This is a genomic window from Leucobacter weissii (assembly GCF_017565745.1).
GTDB lineage: Bacteria > Actinomycetota > Actinomycetes > Actinomycetales > Microbacteriaceae > Leucobacter > Leucobacter weissii.
This window is the reverse complement of record NZ_JAGDYM010000010.1, coordinates 74880-93887: the sequence shown is the minus strand read 5'-3', so window position 1 is coordinate 93887 and position 19008 is coordinate 74880. Positions and strand designations below refer to the sequence as shown.

Here is a 19008-nt window from a genome sequence, read left to right as displayed (position 1 = left end):
TCCAGGGATAGCGGCCTCTCTCAGCGCCCGTCGAGGCGCTGCAGCGTGGGCTTCGGACCCTCGAGCCCGGCGACGGCGATCTTGATGCCGCTGACGTCGCTTTCGAGTCCGGCGATGGCGATCCTGACGTCGCGCAACCCGTCCTCCATGCTCGCGAGGCGATCCTCGATCCGGATGAAGCGGGCGTCGATCTGCGTGAAGCGGGCGTCGATCTGCGTGAAACGGGTATCGATCTGCGTGAAGCGGGCGTCGATCTGCGTCATGAAGTGACGCAGCAGGCCGGCGATGCCGCCGAGAAGAGTGATCGCTGCCGCGGCGATGGCGACGATCACTCCGATCACATCCGGGGTCACGGGCATGCTCCAATTCTGAGGCAGTGGTGGGGGGAACGCAAGAAGACTACGGGCGCCGCGGATCGCGGGGCGGACGGCTTGCGATATCTGTGGAGAAGTCGAGGCATCCGCGGCTTGAACGCCTACCGTGAGGGGCATCTTACGGCGACGGCGGATCGGCGACGTCCCAGTGAGTGCGGGCGCGCGCCGGATAGGGTGGTGGGCGTGTCCGAACCCGTGAAGCCCTACGCCGGCGATCCCGATGCCATTCCCCTGCCCCTCGACCTGCCCGAGTTCGACGTCGATCTCGGCGGCGCCCTGATGCGCCGCACGGTGCACCCGAGCGGCCTGCGCGTGCTCACCGAGCACATGCCGGGCGCCCGATCCGCCACGGTGGGCCTCTGGGTGGGGGTCGGCTCGCGCGACGAGCAGGCGGATCGCGACGACGCGCCGGGCAGCCTCGGCAGCACCCACTTCCTGGAGCATCTGCTGTTCAAGGGCACACCGCGACGCGACGCCATGCGCATCGCCACGAGCTTCGACCGGATCGGCGCGGAGAACAACGCGCTCACCGCCAAGGAGTACACCTGCTACTACGCCAAGGTGCGCGACGCCGATCTCGAGAGCGCCGTCGAGGTGCTCGCCGACATGGTCACGAACTCGGTGATCGACCCCGGGGAGTTCGAGACCGAGCGGGGCGTGATCCTCGAGGAGCTCGCGATGGCCGCGGACGACCTGGCGGACGTCGCGAACGAGCGGTTCTTCGAAGCGGTGCTCGGCGAGCACCCCCTCGGTCGTCCGATCGGCGGCAGTCCCGACACGATCCGAGGCGCTCGCCGGGACGATGTGATGGCCCACTACCGCGGGCGCTACGACCCGTCGACGCTGGTCGTGACGGCCGCCGGCGCGGTGGATCACGATCGCCTGGTCGAGCAGGTGCTGCGGGCGCTCGAAGAGGCGGACGAGGATCGCTGGAGCCCCGTGAGGGATCGCGCACCGGTGCGACGGCCGGTGCCGACCGCGGCGCCGTCCCCGGGCGCATCGCCGAGCTCCGGCGCTCCGCGGGGCGCGCAGACCCGCCTGTTCCGCCGCGAGAGCGAGCAGATCAACCTGATGATCGGCACCGGAGGGCTGCCCCTCGGCCATCCGGACCGATTCGCCTTCGGCATCATGAACGCCGTGCTCGGGGGCGGTATGTCGAGCCGGCTGTTCCAGGAGATCCGCGAGAAGCGGGGGCTCGCCTACACGGCGTACTCCTTCGGCGCGAGCTACAGCGACGGGGGCGTGTTCGGCATCTATGCGGGCACGGGGCCGGATACGGCCGCCGAGGTCGTCGAGCTCGCCCAGGCGGAGCTGCGCGGGATCGCCGAGGGAGGCATCACCGAGGAGGAGCACGAACGAGCGCTCGGCCAGATCGCCGGCTCATCCGCGCTCGCGCTGGAGGACAGCGACACCCGGATGGGCCGGCTCGCCCGAGCGGAACTCGGCACCGGCGAGCTGCTGACGCTCGACGCCTCGCTCGAGCGCTTCGCGGCGGTGAGCGCGGAGGACATCCGGCGCGTCGCCGCGCTGCTCGCGGATCGTCCTCGCACGGTGGTCGCCGTCGGCGATGTGGAGCGTACGGGTCTGCGGGAGTGATCGCGAGCAGTTCGGGAGGAGATCACGCCTCGGGCGGAATGTTCCGGGCAGAAAGCTCCTCCTGAAGCGCGGGATCAGCCCGACGTGTTTCGCAGCCCGCGCACCGGTACCCTGAGACGTATGAGTAGTGTCGCGGTGGCGGGTGCGCGTGGTCGTCTGGGGTCGCTGGTGTGCGAGGTGATCGAGGACCACCCGGCGTTCGCGCTCGGCGCGCAGCTGTCGAGCGCCTCCGGCCCCGAGGCGGGCGCGGACGCCGCGATCCTGTTCGACGTCAGCACGCCGGAAGCGTCTCCCCGGATCGTCGAACGGGCGCTGCGGCGCGGGCAGCGCGTGATCGTCGGCACGAGCGGCTGGTCGGCCGATCGCCTGCGAGCCCTGGACGGCGTGGTCCGCGAGATCCCGGGCGCGGCGGTGCTCGTCGTGCCGAACTTCTCCCTCGGATCCGTGATGGCCACCACGCTCGCCAGGATCGCGGCGCCCTACTTCGGGAGCGTCGAGATCGTCGAGGCCCATCACGAGGCGAAGGTCGACTCTCCCAGCGGCACCGCCGTGCGCACCGCCGAGCTGATCGCGGCGGCGCGCGGCGGCGACCCCCCTGCCGCGCCCTTCGCCGATCAGCCCGCGCGGGGGCAGCTGATCGCGGGGGTGCCCGTGCACAGCCTGCGCCTGAACGGAGTGATCGCGCGGCAGGAGGTCCGCTTCGGCGGCGCCGGCGAGGTGCTCACGATCGCGCACGACACGCACGCGCGGGACTCGTACCGCGCCGGGATCCGCGCGGCTCTGGAGGCGATCCGATCCGCCGAGGGGCTGACCGTGGGGCTCGAGCGCGTGCTCGGAATCCCCGTGACGGGTGCCGCATGAGCGACCGCGCCCGGGCGATCGTCGGCGTGGTGGTGATGTCGGCTCTGCTCGTCCTCTACTTCGCGCTCACGGGGATGCGCGCCGTCGCACTGCTGGCCTCGGGCACTCCGCTGGCCATCGCGATGGGGCTCGCCCTGCTGGTGCTGCCGCTGATCGGCGCCTGGGCCCTCGGACGAGAACTGCTGTTCGGCGCGCGCTCCACGGCGCTGATCGACCGTCTCGACGGGGAGGGCGGCCTGCCCGACGACCTGGGCGAGGCCGGGCCGACCGGCAAGGCCGACCGCGAGATCGCGGATGCCGTGTTCCCCCGCTATCGGGAGGCCGCCGAGGCCGCGCCGGAGGACTGGCGGGCCTGGACCAGGCTGGGCATCGCCTACGAGGCGGCCGCCGATCGGACGCGCGCGCGTGCTGCGATACGGAAAGCCATTCGCCTGGAACGCGACGAAATCAGTGGCTGATCGCCAGAGTGTTTGGCCTTTTCAGTTGCTTTCGCCTACAATCAACGCGGCGTCGTCATCGGCCCGGAGCTCCTGCCGGCCCGGCTGACGGGTCGCCGCCGGGAATGAGGCCGGCGCGGGGGAGGTCGGCCTCTCTACGAGAAAGAAGAACATGGCAGAGCAACCAGTGGTGAATCCGCCCACGCGGGCCCTCGATTCGGTGACCGGCATCAGCCGGAAAGGATTGCCGCAGGGGACGGTCGGCGTCTTCGGGGCCGTCATCATCGGACTCTCGGTCTGCGCCCCGGCCTACACGCTGACGGCCGCGGTCGGCCCCGCCGCGCAGGAGGTGGGCTGGCAGACGCCGGCGATCTTCATCGCCGGATTCATCCCGATGCTCCTCGTCGCGCTCGGCTATCGGGCGCTGAACGACCGCATGCCCGATTCGGGCACCTCGTTCACGTGGGCCACCCGGGCGTTCGGGCCATGGGCGGGCTGGATGGCCGGCTGGGGCCTCATCGCCGCCACCGTGCTCGTCCTCTCGAATCTCGCCGGCGTCGCCGTCGACTTCCTCTTCGAATCGCTCGACATCGTCCTGAACGGCGGCGGAGAGGTCGCCGGTCTCGCCGGCGTGGTCTGGATCAACATCCTGGTCTGCCTCGCCTTCATGGCGGCGGCGACCTGGATCTCCTACACCGGCATGACCGCGACGAAGATCTTCCAGTACATCACCGTGTTCTTCCAGTTGGGGGCGATGGCCTGGTTCATCCTGGCGATGTTCTTCTTCGCCGACCCCAATCCCAACACGGGGGTGCGCTACGCGCCGGAGCTGTCGTGGTTCAACCCCTTCGCCATCGACGGACTGAGCGCCTTCGCCGCGGGTCTCGCGGTGTCGATCTTCGTGTACTGGGGCTGGGACACGGTGCTCACCCTCGGCGAGGAGACCAAGCAGTCGAAGGGGAGGATGTCCACCGAGGGCAGGGCGTCGATGATCCTGGTGGGGATCCTGCTCGTGATGTACGTGGGCACCGCGACCGCCACGCTCGTGTGGTCCGGCGTGGGGACCGACAGCTACGGGCTCGCCAACACCGACATCGCGGAGAACGTGTTCGCGGCGATCGCGCATCCCGTGATGGGGCCCTTCGCCATCGTGCTCACCGTCGGCATCCTGCTCAGCGCGGTGTCGTCGATCAACACCACGGCGATCTCTCCGGCCCGCACCCTGCTGGCGATGTCGCACTACGGGGCGCTGCCCGCATCGATCAAGAAGGTGCATCCGAAGTACAAGTCGCCCTACGTGGCGCTGCTCTGGTCGTCGGTGGTGGCCTCGATCTTCTACGCCGTCATGCGTTTCCTCAGCGAGGACGTCCTCTGGGACACGATCACCGCGCTGGGCATGATGGTGTGCTTCTACTACGGCCTGACCGCGCTCTCCAGCGCCTGGTACTTCCGCAAGAGCGCTCCGAGGAGCGGCTGGCGGGATGTCGTCATGAAGGTGGCGCTGCCCGGCATCGGCGGCGTGTTCCTGATCGTCACCTTCGTGCAGACCACGATCGACAGCTTCGACCCGGCCTTCGGCTCCGGCAGCAACATCGCCGGGCTCGGCCTGGTCGGCGTGCTCGGCGTGGTGGTGCTCCTCCTCGGGGTGGGGCTCATGCTGATCCGGTCGCGCATCGCGCCCGCGTTCTTCCGGGGCGAGGTCATCACCCGCGGTGACGACAGCGAGGCGAGCGCCCCGTTCGAGGCGTTCGACGACGGACTCGATTCCGCCGACGCGCGCTGAGCCCGCGCGTCGGAGCGTCGCGCACGGCCGTCCGGTCCCGCGGATACCCTATCCTGGCCGGAGAGATCGCGCGCGAGGGGGAGGTGGGGCGTGAAGGGGATCCTGCGGCAGCAGACCGGGCTGTCGATCGCCTCGGCGGCGTTCTACTGCGCCGGAGGGATCCTGTCGGTCCTCGCGATCACGGTCTTCCATGACCCGTCCAATCCGCTCAACATCCCCAGCCTCATCACCGCCTTCCTCTCGTTCTTCATGGCGGCCGCCTTCTTCTTCGCGGGGAGGAGGATCGGGACCTCGGCGGCGCTGCTGCTCCTGTGCCTCAGCGCCGTGCTGGTCCTCGTCCTCGTGATCACCTCGAAGTACGAGATCCGCGCGATGACGTCGGGCCTGCTGTTCTACACCTACCTCATCTACCTGGTCTGGTTCGGGCCGATGTGGCTGGCCCGCCTGTTCGGCTACCTCTGGCTCGCGGCCTACGGCATCGCCATGGTGGTCAAGTACAGCTCCGAGGTGCATCAGTACGTCGTGACGATGAGCGTCACCGTGATCGTGCTCGGCGAACTCGTGGGGCTCTACAAGCGGCGGATCGAGCAGGTCTCCCTCATCGACCCGCTCTGCGGCGTGTGGAACAAGCGCGGCTTCGAGATCATGCTCCGCCGCGCGGAGCGGATCACCCGGCGCGGGGGCCAGCCGCTCTCGCTGCTCTTCCTTGACCTCGACGATTTCAAGGGGGTCAACGACGGCGGCGGGCACGCGGAGGGGGATCGCGTGCTCCGGGAGTTCGCCGCCGGGATCGAGGGCGCCACGAGACCGCAGGACACGCTGGGCCGGCTGGGTGGCGACGAGTTCGCGCTGCTGCTCGTCGGCGTCGACGCCGAGGAGGCGGAGCGGCTCGGCCGGCGCCTCCGCGAGGAGGTGCGCGTCGCGGAGTGGTCGTTCGGCGTGGCGGAGCTGCGTCCCGGCGAGAGCCTCGCTGATCTCGTGACGCGAGCGGACGGCTCGATGTTCTCCGAGAAGCGCGATCGGAAAGGCCGGACGACCGCGGCGGAGGGTAGGATCGACCCATGAGTGCCGCCCGCGTCGAAACCCCGTACGAGGATCTGCTGCGCGAGGTGCTCGAGCACGGCGCGTCCAAGTCCGATCGCACCGGCACCGGCACCCGGAGCCTCTTCGGACGGCAGATCCGCTTCGACCTCGCGGAGTCGTTCCCGCTGATCACGACGAAGCGCGTGCACTTCAAGTCACTCGCCTACGAGCTGCTGTGGTTCCTGCGCGGCGAGGGCAACACCGCCTACCTGCGCGAGCACGGCGTCACCATCTGGGACGAGTGGGCCGACGAGCACGGAGATCTCGGGCCGGTGTACGGGGTGCAGTGGCGCTCCTGGCCGACGCCGGACGGGGGGCGCATCGACCAGATCGAACGGGTGATCGAGCAGATCCGCGCCAACCCCGATTCGCGTCGCCACCTCGTCTCCGCCTGGAACGTGGCGGAGCTCGACGAGATGGCGCTCATGCCGTGCCACGCCTTCTTCCAGTTCCACGTCGCCGATGGACGGCTCAGCTGCCAGCTCTACCAGCGATCGGCCGACATGTTCCTCGGCGTGCCGTTCAACATCGCCTCCTACGCGCTGCTCACCCTGCTGGTGGCGCAGCAGACGGGTCTCGAGCCCGGCGAGTTCATCTGGACGGGCGGGGACTGCCACATCTACGACAACCACGTCGAGCAGGTGCGCGAGCAGCTGTCCCGCGAGCCGTACCCGTACCCGCGGATCGATATCGCGCGACGCGACTCGATCTTCGACTACGACTACGAGGATTTCGAGCTCGTGGGCTACGAGCATCATCCGGGGATCAAGGCGCCGGTGGCGGTGTGAGCGCGGCGCTCGGATCGGACGCCGCTCGCGGGGCGGGCGACGTCGTCCTGGTCTGGGCCGAGGCGAGGGGCGGCGCGATCGGCCGCGACGGGGGCCTGCCCTGGCACCTGCCGGAGGATCTCGCGCACTTCAAACGGGTGACGCTCGGCGCGCCCGCGGTGATGGGCCGCCGCACCTGGGAATCGCTGCCGGAGCGGTTCCGCCCGCTGCCCGGCCGGGAGAACGTCGTGATCACCCGGGATCCGGCCTACGCCGCACCCGGCGCGACGGTCGCGCCGTCGTTGGAGACCGCGCTGGACGCGGCGCGCGGAACCGGCCGGGTGTGCGTGATCGGCGGCAGCGAGGTCTTCCGGCTGGCGATGCCGCGAGCGAGCGAGCTCGTGGTGACGCGTATCGAGCTCGACGTGCCGGACGCCGACACCTTCGCGCCCGGGATCGGGCCCGAGTGGCGCCTCGTCGATCCCGGCGAACCCAGCGTCTCGAGCACCGGGCTCGCCTACCGCTTCGAGCGGTACCGACGTTAGGGCCCGCTTCGCGCGGTACCGGAGACGGCGCCCGCTTCGCACCATGCCTACGGGGGAGCCGGCCGACTCCGATACCCTAGACGGGTGGCAACAGTAGAGAATCCCTTCGGCCAGGTGCTGGTCGCCCTGGTCACCCCCTTCCACGCGGACGGCGAGGTCGACTGGGCGGCGACCGAGCAGCACATCGAGAACTGCATCCAGAGCGGCGCGGACGGCATCGTGGTGACCGGCACGACCGGCGAGACCTCCACACTCACCGACCCCGAGAAGATCCGGCTCGTCGAGGTGGCCAAGTCGGTCTCGGCCGGGCGCGCGAAGGTGATCACGGGCGGCGGCTCGAACGAGACCGCGCACGCGATCGAGCTCTACCGGGCCAGCGAGAAGGCCGGGGCCGACGGCGTGATGATCGTCACCCCCTACTACAACAAGCCGACCCAGGCGGGCCTGCTCACGCACTTCCGGCTCGTGGCCGACGCCACCGACCTGCCGGTGATCCTCTACGACATCCCGGGCCGCACGGGCGTGCCGATCCGCTACGAGACGATCCTGCGGCTCGCCAAGCACCCCAACATCCTGGCGGTCAAGGACGCGAAGGGCGACTTCAGCGAGGTCAGCCGCGTGCTCAACCAGACCGAGCTGCTCTACTTCTCGGGCGACGACGCCAACGTGCTGCCGCACCTCGCGATCGGCGCGACCGGGCTCATCGGCGTGACCGCCAACATCACCTCGGCGCCGTACCGGACGATCATCGACGCGGTGAACCGCGGGGATCTGCACACGGCGCGAACCGCGCATCAGCAGCTCGAACCCCTCGTGCGCGCGATCATGACCCACGTGCCGGGCACCGTCGCGGCGAAGTACGTGCTGCACGGGCTGGGCAGGATCGGCAGCCCGCGCGTGCGCCTGCCGCTCGTCGGCCCCGAGGAGTGGGAGGCCGCCCTCATCGAGGACGAGATCGCCCTGGTCTCCGACGTTCCCGGCACAGACTTCTCGAACTTCCGCCCCGATCGCAACGCCGCAGCCGGCGGCGCGCTGCCGAAGATCGCCGGCACCACCAGATGAGCAGAACAGCCCCAGGAGGCACTTTCCGTTGACCACCCCACACTACGCACCCCCCGCGCTCGAGCCGGGCACCCTGCGGGTCACCCCGCTCGGCGGCCTCGGAGAGGTCGGGCGGAACATGACCGTCTACGAGATCGACGGCAAGCTGCTCGTCGTCGACTGCGGGGTCCTCTTCCCGGAGGAGACCCACCCCGGCGTCGACCTGATCCTTCCCGACATCTCGAAGATCGAGGATCGGCTCGGCGACATCGTCGCCGTCGTGCTCACGCACGGGCACGAGGACCACATCGGCGGTGTGCCCTACCTCCTGAAGCGGCGCGCGGACATCCCGCTCGTGGGCAGCCGCCTCACCCTCGCGCTGGTGGAGGCGAAGCTCAAGGAGCATCGCATCCGTCCCGTGCTGCACGAGGTCGCCGAGGGGGACCGCACCGGCTTCGGCCCCTTCGACCTCGAGTTCGTCGCCGTGAACCATTCGATCCCCGACGCGCTCGCGGTCGCGATCCGCACGGCGGCGGGACTCGTGATCGGCACGGGCGACTTCAAGATGGACCAGCTCCCGCTCGACGGCAGGATCACGGATCTGCGCGCCTTCGCCCGCCTGGGCGAGGAGGGCGTCGACCTCTTCATGACCGATTCCACGAACGCGGACGTGCCCGGCTTCACCCCGCTCGAGAAGGACATCGGGCCGGTGCTCGAGCGCGTGATCGCGGGCTCGCGCGGCAAGGTCGTCGTCGCCAGCTTCTCCAGCCACGTGCACCGGGTGCAGCAGGTGCTCGACGCCGCGCAGGCCAACGGGCGCCGCGTGGTGCTGCTCGGGCGCTCGATGGTGCGGAACATGAAGATCGCCTCCGAGCTCGGCTACCTCGAGGTGCCGGAGGGGGTGCTCGTCGATCTGAAGAAGAGCGGGGACATCCCGGACCACCGCATCGTCTACATGTCGACGGGCTCGCAGGGCGAGCCCATGGCGGTGCTCAGCCGCATGGCGAACCGCGAGCATCAGGTCGAGATCGGCGATGGGGACACGGTCATCCTCGCCTCCAGCCTCATCCCCGGCAACGAGAACTCCGTCTACCGGGTCATCAACGGTCTGATGCGTCTGGGGGCGAACGTGGTGCACAAGGGCAACGCGAAGGTCCACGTCTCCGGTCACGCGGCCGCCGGCGAGCTGCTCTACTGCTACAACATCGTGCAGCCGAGGAACGTCATGCCAATCCACGGCGAGTACCGTCACCTCGTGGCCAACGCCGCCCTCGCGATCGAGACCGGTGTGCCGCAGAACCGCACCATCATCGGCGAGAACGGCACCGTCGTGGATCTGAGGGACGGCGTCGCCCGACCGGTCGGCCAGCTCGACATCGACTTCATCTACGTCGACGGATCGAGCGTCGGGAAGGTCACCGACGACGACCTGCGCGATCGCCGCGTGCTCGCCGAGGAGGGGTTCATCTCGGTGATCACCGTCGTCGAGACGAGCCTCGGCCAGATCGTGTCGGGGCCGGAGATCCACGCGAAGGGCGTCGCCGAGGCGGACCACGTGTTCGACAAGATCAAGCCCCAGATCTCCGACGCCCTCGAGCAGGCCATGCGCGAGGGCGTGTCGGATCACCACCAGCTGCAGCAGATCGTGCGCCGCACCATCGGCCGCTGGGTCGGCACCAAGCTGCGGCGCAAGGCCATGATCGTCCCCGTCGTCGTGGTGGTCTGAGACGTGTCCGCGGCGGTGGCGCGCCTCGCCGAGCCGCGCGAGCTCGAGCGGTGGGACGCGCTCATCGCGCAGAACCCGGGCGGCGGCGAGGTCTGGTCGGGCGACGCCTACCTCGAAGCGAAGCGACACGGCGGGTACCGGCCGTATCGCGTCCTCGTCGAGCGTCCGGGACGCCCGTCCCTCGCGATCGGCGCGCTCGCGAAGCGGGTGCCGCTGCTGGGGGAGTGGTGGCATCTGCCCGCCGGCCCGCCGGGGGAGGACGCGCAGGCGGTGCTGGAGGCGGCGGGGGCCGTCGCGGCGCTCGCCCGCTCGCTGGGAGCGTTCCTGCTGAAGATCGAGCCCCGGTCGGATCCGGGCGCGGCCCCGGCCCTCCGCGCGGCCGGCTATCGCGACACCGTGCGGATCGTCCCCAACCCGTCGACGATCCTCGTCGACGTGGACGGCACCGAGGACGAGGTGTTCGCGCGCCTCGGCAAGAAGGCCCGCAACTCGATCAACCGCGCCCGGCGCGACGGGATCGAGGTGCGCCGCGTCGCGGCGAGCGACGAGAACTGCGCCGTGCTGTACCGTCTGCTGCGGGAGACGGCCGAGGGGCGCTTCGTGCTGCGCGAGGAGCGCTACTACCGGGAGTTCTGGCAGCGCTTCGAGCGCTCGGGGGACGGCCAGCTCTTTTTCGCCTCCCGCGGCGACGAGCTGCTGGCGGGCGCCTTCGCGATGGCGCTCGGGGAGAAGACGACCTACAAGGACGGCGCCTCGATCCGCGACAAGTCGGCCTACGGCGCCTCCCACGCGCTGCAGTGGGAGGTGCTGCGCTGGGCGAACGAGCGCGGCGCCCGCGTGCACGATCTGTGCGGGGCGCCCCCGTCGGACCGGGCCGACGACAGGGAGCACCCCCTCCACGGGGTCGGCCAGTTCAAGCGATCCTTCCAACCCCGGATCACCGACTACGTCGGCGCGTTCGAGCTGCCGCTGAGGCCGTGGGCGTATGGTTGCTGGGTGCGGCTGGGCGACCGAATCGCCAGACGCTGGTCTCTGGCGGTGCGAAAGGATCCCTACTACTGATGTCGAGCGGATTGGCGCGCGCGAGCGCGGTGATGGCGTCGGGCACGATGGTGTCGCGGATCCTCGGCTTCGCGAAGTCGATCCTCCTGGTCGCGGCGATCGGGCAGGTGAGCTCGGTCTCCGGCGACGCCTTCGCCAACGGCAACCTCCTGCCCAACACGCTCTACATGATCCTGCTCGGCGGCATGCTGAACGCCGTGCTCGTGCCCCAGATCGTGCGCGCCGCGCGGAACGCCGACGGCGGCGCGGGCTACATCAACAAGGTGTTCACCCTCGTGATGACGGGCCTCACGGGGGTGACGATCCTCACGATGCTCGCGGCGCCCTGGGTGGTGTGGCTCTTCACGGTCTCCTGGGGCGAGGAGCAGCGCGCGCTGGCGACGGCCTTCGCCTACTGGTGCCTGCCGCAGATCGTCTTCTACGGCCTCTACACGATGCTCGGCGAGGTGCTGAACGCGAAGAGCGTCTTCGGGCCCTTCACCTGGGCGCCGGTGCTCAACAACGTGATCGCCATCGCGGGCATCCTCGTCTTCATCGCGATGTTCGGCGCCGACCCCGGCGGCTCGCGCACGCCCGCCGACTGGACCTCCGCCGCCATCGCGGTGCTCGCGGGCAGCGCGACGCTCGGCGTGGCCGCGCAGGCGCTGATCCTCTTCCTCTCCTGGCGGCGCGCGGGGATCCGCTACCGACCCGATTTCGCCTGGCGCGGCATGGGGCTCGGCCAGACCGCGAGGATCGCGGGATGGAGCCTCGCCACGATCATCGTGATGCAGATCGGCGGGATCATCACCAACAACGTCATCAACACCGCCTCCGGCGACGGTCCATCGGCGCTCGCGATGCAGAACGCCTGGCTGCTGTTCATGATGCCGCACTCCGTGATCGCGGTGTCGCTCGCCACGGCCTACTTCACCCGGCTCGCCGGGTGGGGGCAGAGCGGCAGGATCGCCGAGTTCCGCGCCGACTTCTCGGCTTCGGCGCGCCAGATCTCGCTCGTCATGGTGCTCGCCTCGGTGGCGGTCTTCGCCGCGGCGCCCTTCGTCAGCCGGATCATGAATCCCGGCGCTCCGCAGGAGCTCGTCGATCAGTTCACCCTGGTGCTGCAGTGCTACATGGTCGGGCTCGCCGCCTACAGCTTCCTCTTCATGGTGCAGCGCGCGTTCTACGCGCTCTCGGACACCCGGACGCCGTTCCTCTTCACGAGCGTGCAGATCGGGCTGCTCGTCGTCCTGTCGCTGGCCCTTCTGGTGCTGCCGAAGGAGTGGCTCGGCGCGGCCTACGCCCTGACCTTCGCGTTCACCACCGTGGTGCAGGCGCTGCTCGCGGTCTGGCTGCTGCGGCGGCGGATCGGGATGATCGACGGGTCCAGGATCGTCCGGAGCCTCGGGATCTTCGCGCTCGCGGCGATTCCCGCACTCGCGGCCGGTGTCGCCTTCGCGACGATCGTCGGGGGCGCTCTGCCCGGCTACGGCTTCCTCGCCGCATTCGGCCTCGCGGCGCTCGACGCCGTCCTGGTCGCGCTCGTGTACCTCCTGGTGCTCGGGCTGCTGCGCTCCCCGGAGCTCGCCGAGCTCACCCGCTTCGCCGTCCGCAAACTCGGAAGGAACCGCTCGTGACCGCCGCGCATCCGGGAGATCCCGCCGCTCCGCTCACCGTCTCCGCCTGCACCGACCCCGAGGCCTGGGACGGGACCGTCGACGCGCTCGGCGGCCATCCGCTGCAGCTGTGGGGATGGGGCGAGCTCAAGTCGGCCCACCGCTGGAGCGCGGAGCGGCTGCTCGTGCGCGCGGGCGGGGGCGATGGCGACGGCGCGAGCGCCGATGGGCGCATCGTCGCGGCCTGTCAGCTGCTGACGCGCGCGCTCCCCGGCCCGCTCGGCGGTTTCGTGTACGCTCCGCGCGGGCCGGTGCTCGCGCGCGCTGCGGAGGATCCCTCGCGTCCGGCCGACTCGCCGGCGCCCGGAGCGATCGCCGACGCGCTCGCAGCCCACGTGCGGAGCACCGGGCGGGCGGTCGCCGTGTCGATCGAGCCCGACGAGAACGCCGGATCCTTCCCCTTGGCGGCGCCGTGGCGTCCCGCCGCCGAGACCGTGCTGCCCGCGCGGACGCTGATCCTCGACCTGACCCGCAGCGAGGAGGAGCTGCTCGGCGACATGTCGAAGAAGCACCGCCAGTACGTGCGGAAGGCCGGGCGCGAGCCCGCTCTCGAGATCCGCCCCGTCGCGACCGCCGCGGAGCTCGACGCCTGTCTGGAGGTGTATCGCGAGACCAGCGCCCGCGCGGATTTCGGTCTGCATGAGGACGGCTACTACCACGATGCCTTCGCGATGCTGGGCGAGCGCGCGCCGGTGTGGGCCAGCTACGTCGACGGTGCGCCGGTCGCCTTCCTCTTCCTCGCGGCGTCGGCGCGCACGGCGTTCGAGCTCTACGGCGGCATGAACGAGACCGGGCAGCGGCTGCGCGCGAACTACGCGCTGAAGTGGCACGCGATCCGCGAGATGAAGCGGCGCGGGGCCCAGCGCTACGATCTCGGGGGCCTCATCAACGACGGCGTGACGACGTTCAAGACGGGCTTCGCCTCGCACGAGGATCTGCTCGCCGGCTCGTGGGACCGCCCGGGTCCGGGGTACCGGATCTGGACGCGCGGGCTGCCGCTCGCCAAGCGGGCGACCCGAGCGCTGGGACGGGCGCGCCGGCGCTGATTTTCCACGCGCCGAAGCGCTTGGGCGCGAATGTCGGACCTGGCTTGTAGCGTGTTCTGCATGGCCGGTAAGACTGCTTCGCGCTCGAAAACGCAGGGATCCTCCCGCGCGCGCTCGACCGCGCGCTCCTCGTCGCGCTCGAACGCCACAGCGAAGACCAAGGTGCTCGAGCCCGCGCCCGAGGAGCAGAGCGGCCTCGTCGGGCGCGCCTGGCAGGGAGCCGCGCACGGCGTGGGCGGCCTCGCCCGGGCGTTCCGACCCGAACCCATGCCCCCCGAGGAGCGTCGAGACGGGATCCCGCTCGCGCTGGTGCTGCTCGCCGTCGTGGGAGCGGTGTGCGAGTGGTTCCTCATCGGCAACGATGTGGCGGGACAGGTGAGCGCCTGGACGTTCGGCGGCCTGTTCGGAAGGGTCGCTTTCGGCCTGCCGATCCTCATGATCGCCTTCGCCTTCTGGCTGTTCAACAACCCGTCCGGCATGCACGACAACCGGCGCATCGCGATCGGTCTCGGTCTCGCCGTTCTGAGCGCCTCCGCCCTCTGCCATGTCCTGGGGTCCCGGCCGCGGCCCAGCGACGGCATGGCGGCCCTCGCGGATGCCGGCGGCCTGTTCGGCTGGATGCTCGGCGCGCCCCTGGTCGCGCTCACGGTGTGGGTCGCGGTGCCGGTGCTCGCGCTCCTCCTCCTGCTCTCCGTGCTGATCGTCACGAAGACGCCGCCGGGTCGCATCCTTCGGCGTCTGCGCGAGGCCTACGCCTATCTGTTCGGGGCACAGCCCGACGCCGCTGACGATGGTGACGGCGGGTCCGAGGCCGCGCGGCGGCGCGGACGCGACGACGCTGCGCTCTTCGACGTCGAGGCCCACGATCGGGACGCCGACGAGCGGACCCAGGGCATCCCCTGGTGGCGGCGCAACGAGTCGGGTCGGGAGGAGGACCCCGCCTACGCGGGCGATGCCGGAGCGATCGACGAACTGCTCGGCTCCGAGCCGGGCGGCCCCGAGGCGAGCGGCTCGCGGGATCAGGCCTTCGACTCGGCGCTGGAGGACGACCAGCCGACGGAGGCTCCGGATGCGCTCCGCGGGCGCGGGGCGTCGGCGGGAGCCGCGCTGCCCGAGGCCCCGGCTCTGGAACAGCTGCACGACGAGGCCGCGGCGACCACCACCTTCTCCGTCGCGCCGGCGCCGGAAGCCGACGCGAAGCCGTATCTGCTGCCGGATCAGGCGGCGCTCTCGCCGGGCGAGCCGAGCCGCGCCCGCACCCAGGCCAACGACGACATCATCGCGGCGATCACCGAGGTCCTCGGCCAGTTCAAGGTCGACGCGCAGGTCACCGGGTTCTCCCGAGGGCCGACGGTGACGCAGTACGAGGTCGAGCTGGGGCCGGGGGTCAAGGTCGAGAAGGTGACCGCGCTCTCGCGCAACCTGGCCTACGCGGTGGCCTCGAACGAGGTGCGGATCCTCTCCCCGATCCCGGGGAAGAGCGCGATCGGCATCGAGATCCCCAACAAGGACCGCGAGAACGTCGCGCTGGGAGACGTGCTGCGCTCGTCCAAGGCGCAGCGCAGCACCCATCCGCTCACCATCGGCGTCGGCAAGGACGTCGAGGGCGGCTTCGTCGTGGCGAATCTCGCCAAGATGCCGCACCTGCTCGTCGCCGGTTCCACCGGATCCGGCAAGTCGAGCTTCGTGAACTCCATGATCACGAGCCTCCTCATGCGCGCCACCCCCTCCGAGGTGCGGATGGTGCTGGTGGACCCGAAACGCGTCGAACTGACCATCTACCAGGGCGTGCCCCACCTCATCACTCCCATCATCACGAACCCCAAGAAGGCGGCCGAGGCGCTGCAGTGGGTCGTGAAAGAGATGGACATGCGCTACGACGACCTGCAGAGCTTCGGCTTCCGGCACATCGACGACTTCAACTCGGCGGTGCTGGAGGGGACGATCGTGCTGCCGGCGGGCAGCGAGCGGGTGCTCAAGCCCTACCCCTATCTGCTGGTCGTGGTCGACGAGCTCGCCGACCTGATGATGGTCGCCCCCCGGGACGTCGAGGACTCGATCGTCCGCATCACGCAGCTCGCCCGCGCCGCGGGGATCCACCTGGTGCTCGCCACCCAGCGGCCGTCGGTCGACGTGGTCACGGGCCTCATCAAGGCGAACATCCCGAGCCGGCTCGCGTTCGCGGTGGCCTCCGTCACGGACTCGCGTGTCATCCTCGACCAGCCGGGCGCCGACAAGCTCATCGGTCAGGGCGACGGGCTGTTCCTGCCCATGGGGGCCTCGCGCCCGCTCCGTGTGCAGGGCGCCTGGGTGCAGGAGGCGGAGATCCAGCGTGTCGTCGAGCACGTGAAGGCGCAGGCCCGTCCCGAGTACCGCCCCGACGTCGCCCAGGCGGCCGAGAAGAAGGAGATCGACGAGGACATCGGCGAGGATCTCGACGTGCTGCTGCAGGCGATCGAGCTGGTCGTCACCTCGCAGTTCGGGTCGACCTCGATGCTGCAGCGCAAGCTGCGGGTCGGATTCGCCAAGGCGGGGCGCCTGATGGATCTGATGGAGTCCAGGGACATCGTCGGCCCCTCCGAGGGCTCGAAGGCCAGGGATGTGCTGGTTGCGCCGGAGCAGCTGCCGGAGGTGATGGCGTCGATCACCGGCGAACCCGCGGCGACCCCCGCCCCGACTCCGGCCGCCGCGCAGGCACCGTCGTCCCCGCCGCGCGGAGACGCCGCCCCCGACGCGCGGACGGCGGTCCTGGCCGAGGCGCAGACCGCGGTGCTCGCCGAGGGGCGGACCGAGGCATCCGATGCCGCGCCGCGTGCCGACGACGGGTCCGACGCCTTCGGGACGCTCGGATTCCCGGCGGAGGACCGGCGCTACGACGACCCCATCGGTCGCAGGGAAGCGGGCCTGGAGGAAGTCGACGGCGACGGCGACGAAGACGCCTGGCAGCTCACCGGGCGGGAGTGAGCCCGCCATGACCGACCCCGCCGCGAAGCCGTCCAATTGGAACGCGCCGAACGTCATCACCGGTGTGCGGATCCTCGCGACGCCGTTCTTCCTCTGGATGCTGCTCGCGGATCACGGTCAGCAGGGGGCGCTCCGCTGGGCCGCGGCCGTCTTCTTCGTCGCGGCCATCGCCACGGACGCCTGGGACGGACACCTGGCACGCTCGCGCGGCCTCATCACCGACCTGGGCAAGCTGCTCGATCCGATCGCCGACAAGTTCCTCACCGGCAGTGCGCTCGTGGGTCTCTCGATCCTCGGGGAACTGCCGTGGTGGGTCACGATCCTGGTGCTCGTGCGCGAGGTCGGCATCACCGTGCACCGGCTGTTCGAGGCCCGCAGCGTGGTGCTCGCCGCGGCGTGGACGGGCAAGCTGAAGACGGTCGCCCAGGCGGTGGCCATAGCGCTGGCGCTGTTCCCCTTCCCCTCCCTGCTCGGCGACTGGATGCACTGGGTCAACGGGGTCGCGATGTCGCTCGCCGTGCTGCTCACCGTCGTGAGCGGGATCGACTACGTCGTCAACGTCATCAGGATGGGCGCCGCTCGTCGCGCGGCTCCGAACCGGGACGCCGCGTGAGCGTCGCGGTTTCGGGCGTCGCCGAGGGACCCGCCGCGCTCGCGGCGGCGGGCGTCGCCGGGGCCGTGGGGCGGGGGATGCGCATCGCCGTCGCCGAGTCGCTGACCGGCGGTCTGCTCGCGGACGCGCTGGTGTCGGTTCCGGGCGCCTCGGCAGCCTTTTCCGGGGGCATCGTCGCGTACGACACCGCGTTGAAGCACACCCTGCTCGGCGTCGACGCCGAGCTGCTCGCCGCACGCGGGCCGGTGGACGCCGAGGTCGCCCGCCAGATGGCGCGCGGGGTGCGCGCGACGTGCGCGACGCCGCGGCAGGGCGCCGACTCGGCATCGTCCCCGTCCGCGGCGCGCGATGCCGAGGTCGGGCTCGCGACCACCGGCGTCGCCGGGCCGGATCCCGACCCGCAGACCGGACAGGCGGCCGGCACCGTCTGGCTGGGGGTGAGCTCGTCGCGCGGAGAGCGCTCCGTGGGCCTGCGCCTCTCGGGCGAGCGGGCGGTGATCCGCCTGGCAACCGTCGAGGCGGCGCTGCGAGAGCTGCTGACGGAACTCGACGCGCTCCACGGCTGATCCGAGCGCCCGTACTCCGACCGGACTTGAGTCGGATCGACTCAGATTCAGCGAATGCCCAGGAATAACCGTCGCCGTATGGCGGTTACTCTCAGTGACGCCGTGCAGACTAGAGGCAGACCCGCCTCGCCGCCGGCGGCTATTGTGGAATGAGACGGTGCGGATGCTGTTCGCGCCAGGAGCAAGGAGGACGCCATGGTACTGGTTCGCCAAGAGATCGGTGATGTACTGCGTGACTTCCGCCTGCAGAAGGGCCGCACCCTGCGTCAGGTCGCGGGCGAGGCGAGCGTTGCGCTCGGATACCTCAGCGAGGTGGAGCGCGGGCAGAAGGAAGCCTCGAGCGAGATTCTCGCCGCCGTGGCCGATGCGCTGGAGACCCCCCTCTCGGTCATCATGGGAGAGGTGAGCGAACGGCTCGCCATCGACGAGGGTCTGGGCGTTCGCATCTCGCCGCAGGTCCCCGACACGGTGCCGGTGGATCTCGTCTCGGGCTTTCGGCCCGAGCTGATGTCGCAGCGCTGAGCTGCCGCTCCACGAGCGCCGCGGTCGTCATGCGCCTGAGCGAGTTCCAGCGCGCGCTGAACGAGGAGTTCGGGGACGCCTATGCCGGTGTCGTTCGACGCGAGCACTGGCTGACCGCGCTCGACGGCACGGCGGAGGACGCCCTGAGCCGGGGCGTCCCGGCGCGCGAGGTCTGGTTCGCGCTGTGCGATGAGATGCAGATCCCCGAGGCGCGCCGTCACGGCAGGGGGCTGCTCGATCCTCCCGTGTAGCGGCGATCCGTCGGTCCGGGCGCGGCGGATCCGCGACACGCGGAGCGCGGCTATCGAATATGTGTTCGAATGGGCGTATTGTCGTCCACAGGTGGAGGTTCGGCTCGGTCATCCAC

Annotated in this window: 18 protein-coding genes; 17 read left to right on the top strand and 1 reads right to left on the bottom strand. The window is 70.5% G+C overall.

Annotated elements, in window-relative coordinates; all coding sequences use genetic code 11:
- Positions 1-20: 20 nt before the first annotated feature.
- Positions 21-359 carry a hypothetical protein gene (locus J4H92_RS09185; protein WP_208097882.1) on the bottom strand — a complete coding sequence of 113 codons (339 nt, stop codon included), beginning with the start codon at positions 357-359 and terminating at the stop codon, positions 21-23.
- Between the two features lie 294 nt (positions 360-653).
- Between J4H92_RS09185 and J4H92_RS09180 the strand changes: the two genes are divergently transcribed.
- The 17 genes from J4H92_RS09180 (at position 654) to J4H92_RS09100 (ending at position 18892) form a co-directional block, all read left to right on the top strand.
- Positions 654-1970, top strand: a complete 1317-nt coding sequence (locus tag J4H92_RS09180; protein ID WP_208098000.1) for a M16 family metallopeptidase — start codon at positions 654-656, stop codon at positions 1968-1970.
- Between the two features lie 120 nt (positions 1971-2090).
- A complete protein-coding gene (dapB, locus tag J4H92_RS09175) occupies positions 2091-2831 on the top strand; it encodes a 4-hydroxy-tetrahydrodipicolinate reductase (protein WP_208097881.1) in 741 nt (246 codons plus the stop codon).
- Positions 2828-3289, top strand: a complete 462-nt coding sequence (locus J4H92_RS09170; protein ID WP_208097880.1) for a hypothetical protein — start codon at positions 2828-2830, stop codon at positions 3287-3289. The genes dapB and J4H92_RS09170 overlap by 4 nt, the downstream gene beginning before the upstream one ends.
- Before the next feature lie 151 nt (positions 3290-3440).
- Positions 3441-5051, top strand: coding sequence for an APC family permease (locus J4H92_RS09165; protein ID WP_208097879.1), 1611 nt, complete (start codon positions 3441-3443; stop codon positions 5049-5051).
- Positions 5052-5141: 90 nt separating this feature from the next.
- Positions 5142-6116, top strand: coding sequence for a diguanylate cyclase (locus J4H92_RS15770; RefSeq protein WP_208097878.1), 975 nt, complete (start codon positions 5142-5144; stop codon positions 6114-6116).
- Complete coding sequence (locus tag J4H92_RS09155) at positions 6113-6922, top strand: thymidylate synthase (protein ID WP_208097877.1); 810 nt, start codon at positions 6113-6115, stop codon at positions 6920-6922. Before J4H92_RS15770 ends, J4H92_RS09155 begins: the two co-directional genes overlap by 4 nt.
- Positions 6919-7446, top strand: a complete 528-nt coding sequence (locus J4H92_RS09150; RefSeq protein ID WP_341783052.1) for a dihydrofolate reductase — start codon at positions 6919-6921, stop codon at positions 7444-7446. The genes J4H92_RS09155 and J4H92_RS09150 overlap by 4 nt, the downstream gene beginning before the upstream one ends.
- 84 nt (positions 7447-7530) lie before the next feature.
- Entirely contained in the window at positions 7531-8508 is a 978-nt protein-coding gene (gene dapA, locus J4H92_RS09145; RefSeq protein ID WP_208097876.1) for a 4-hydroxy-tetrahydrodipicolinate synthase, read from the top strand.
- A 28-nt stretch (positions 8509-8536) separates the two neighbouring features.
- Positions 8537-10213, top strand: a complete 1677-nt coding sequence (locus J4H92_RS09140; RefSeq protein ID WP_208097875.1) for a ribonuclease J — start codon at positions 8537-8539, stop codon at positions 10211-10213.
- 3 nt (positions 10214-10216) lie between these two features.
- Positions 10217-11275, top strand: a complete 1059-nt coding sequence (locus J4H92_RS09135; protein ID WP_208097874.1) for a peptidoglycan bridge formation glycyltransferase FemA/FemB family protein — start codon at positions 10217-10219, stop codon at positions 11273-11275.
- Entirely contained in the window at positions 11275-12891 is a 1617-nt protein-coding gene (gene murJ, locus J4H92_RS09130; protein WP_208097873.1) for a murein biosynthesis integral membrane protein MurJ, read from the top strand. The genes J4H92_RS09135 and murJ overlap by 1 nt, the downstream gene beginning before the upstream one ends.
- The gene (locus tag J4H92_RS15765) at positions 12888-13976 is read left to right on the top strand and encodes a peptidoglycan bridge formation glycyltransferase FemA/FemB family protein (protein WP_208097872.1); all 1089 of its coding nucleotides are present in this window, start codon (positions 12888-12890) and stop codon (positions 13974-13976) included. Before murJ ends, J4H92_RS15765 begins: the two co-directional genes overlap by 4 nt.
- Before the next feature lie 60 nt (positions 13977-14036).
- Positions 14037-16940, top strand: coding sequence for an FtsK/SpoIIIE family DNA translocase (locus J4H92_RS09120; RefSeq protein ID WP_208097871.1), 2904 nt, complete (start codon positions 14037-14039; stop codon positions 16938-16940).
- A gap of 7 nt (positions 16941-16947) precedes the next feature.
- Positions 16948-17553, top strand: a complete 606-nt coding sequence (pgsA, locus tag J4H92_RS09115; RefSeq protein WP_208097870.1) for a CDP-diacylglycerol--glycerol-3-phosphate 3-phosphatidyltransferase — start codon at positions 16948-16950, stop codon at positions 17551-17553.
- Positions 17550-18119, top strand: a complete 570-nt coding sequence (locus tag J4H92_RS09110; protein ID WP_424960869.1) for a CinA family protein — start codon at positions 17550-17552, stop codon at positions 18117-18119. Before pgsA ends, J4H92_RS09110 begins: the two co-directional genes overlap by 4 nt.
- 195 nt (positions 18120-18314) lie before the next feature.
- Complete coding sequence (locus J4H92_RS09105; RefSeq protein ID WP_208097869.1) at positions 18315-18641, top strand: helix-turn-helix domain-containing protein; 327 nt, start codon at positions 18315-18317, stop codon at positions 18639-18641.
- 29 nt (positions 18642-18670) lie between these two features.
- Complete coding sequence (locus J4H92_RS09100; RefSeq protein WP_208097868.1) at positions 18671-18892, top strand: DUF3046 domain-containing protein; 222 nt, start codon at positions 18671-18673, stop codon at positions 18890-18892.
- Positions 18893-19008 lie beyond the last annotated feature (116 nt).

Coding starts and splice junctions, on each gene's coding strand:
- J4H92_RS09185 (WP_208097882.1), bottom strand. CDS start 359: ATGCCCGTGACCCCGGATGTGATCGGAGTGATCGTCGCCATCGCCGCG.
- J4H92_RS09180 (WP_208098000.1), top strand. CDS start 654: ATGCGCCGCACGGTGCACCCGAGCGGCCTGCGCGTGCTCACCGAGCAC.
- dapB (WP_208097881.1), top strand. CDS start 2,091: ATGAGTAGTGTCGCGGTGGCGGGTGCGCGTGGTCGTCTGGGGTCGCTG.
- J4H92_RS09170 (WP_208097880.1), top strand. CDS start 2,828: ATGAGCGACCGCGCCCGGGCGATCGTCGGCGTGGTGGTGATGTCGGCT.
- J4H92_RS09165 (WP_208097879.1), top strand. CDS start 3,441: ATGGCAGAGCAACCAGTGGTGAATCCGCCCACGCGGGCCCTCGATTCG.
- J4H92_RS09155 (WP_208097877.1), top strand. CDS start 6,113: ATGAGTGCCGCCCGCGTCGAAACCCCGTACGAGGATCTGCTGCGCGAG.
- murJ (WP_208097873.1), top strand. CDS start 11,275: ATGTCGAGCGGATTGGCGCGCGCGAGCGCGGTGATGGCGTCGGGCACG.
- J4H92_RS09120 (WP_208097871.1), top strand. CDS start 14,037: ATGGCCGGTAAGACTGCTTCGCGCTCGAAAACGCAGGGATCCTCCCGC.
- pgsA (WP_208097870.1), top strand. CDS start 16,948: ATGACCGACCCCGCCGCGAAGCCGTCCAATTGGAACGCGCCGAACGTC.
- J4H92_RS09105 (WP_208097869.1), top strand. CDS start 18,315: ATGGTACTGGTTCGCCAAGAGATCGGTGATGTACTGCGTGACTTCCGC.
- J4H92_RS09100 (WP_208097868.1), top strand. CDS start 18,671: ATGCGCCTGAGCGAGTTCCAGCGCGCGCTGAACGAGGAGTTCGGGGAC.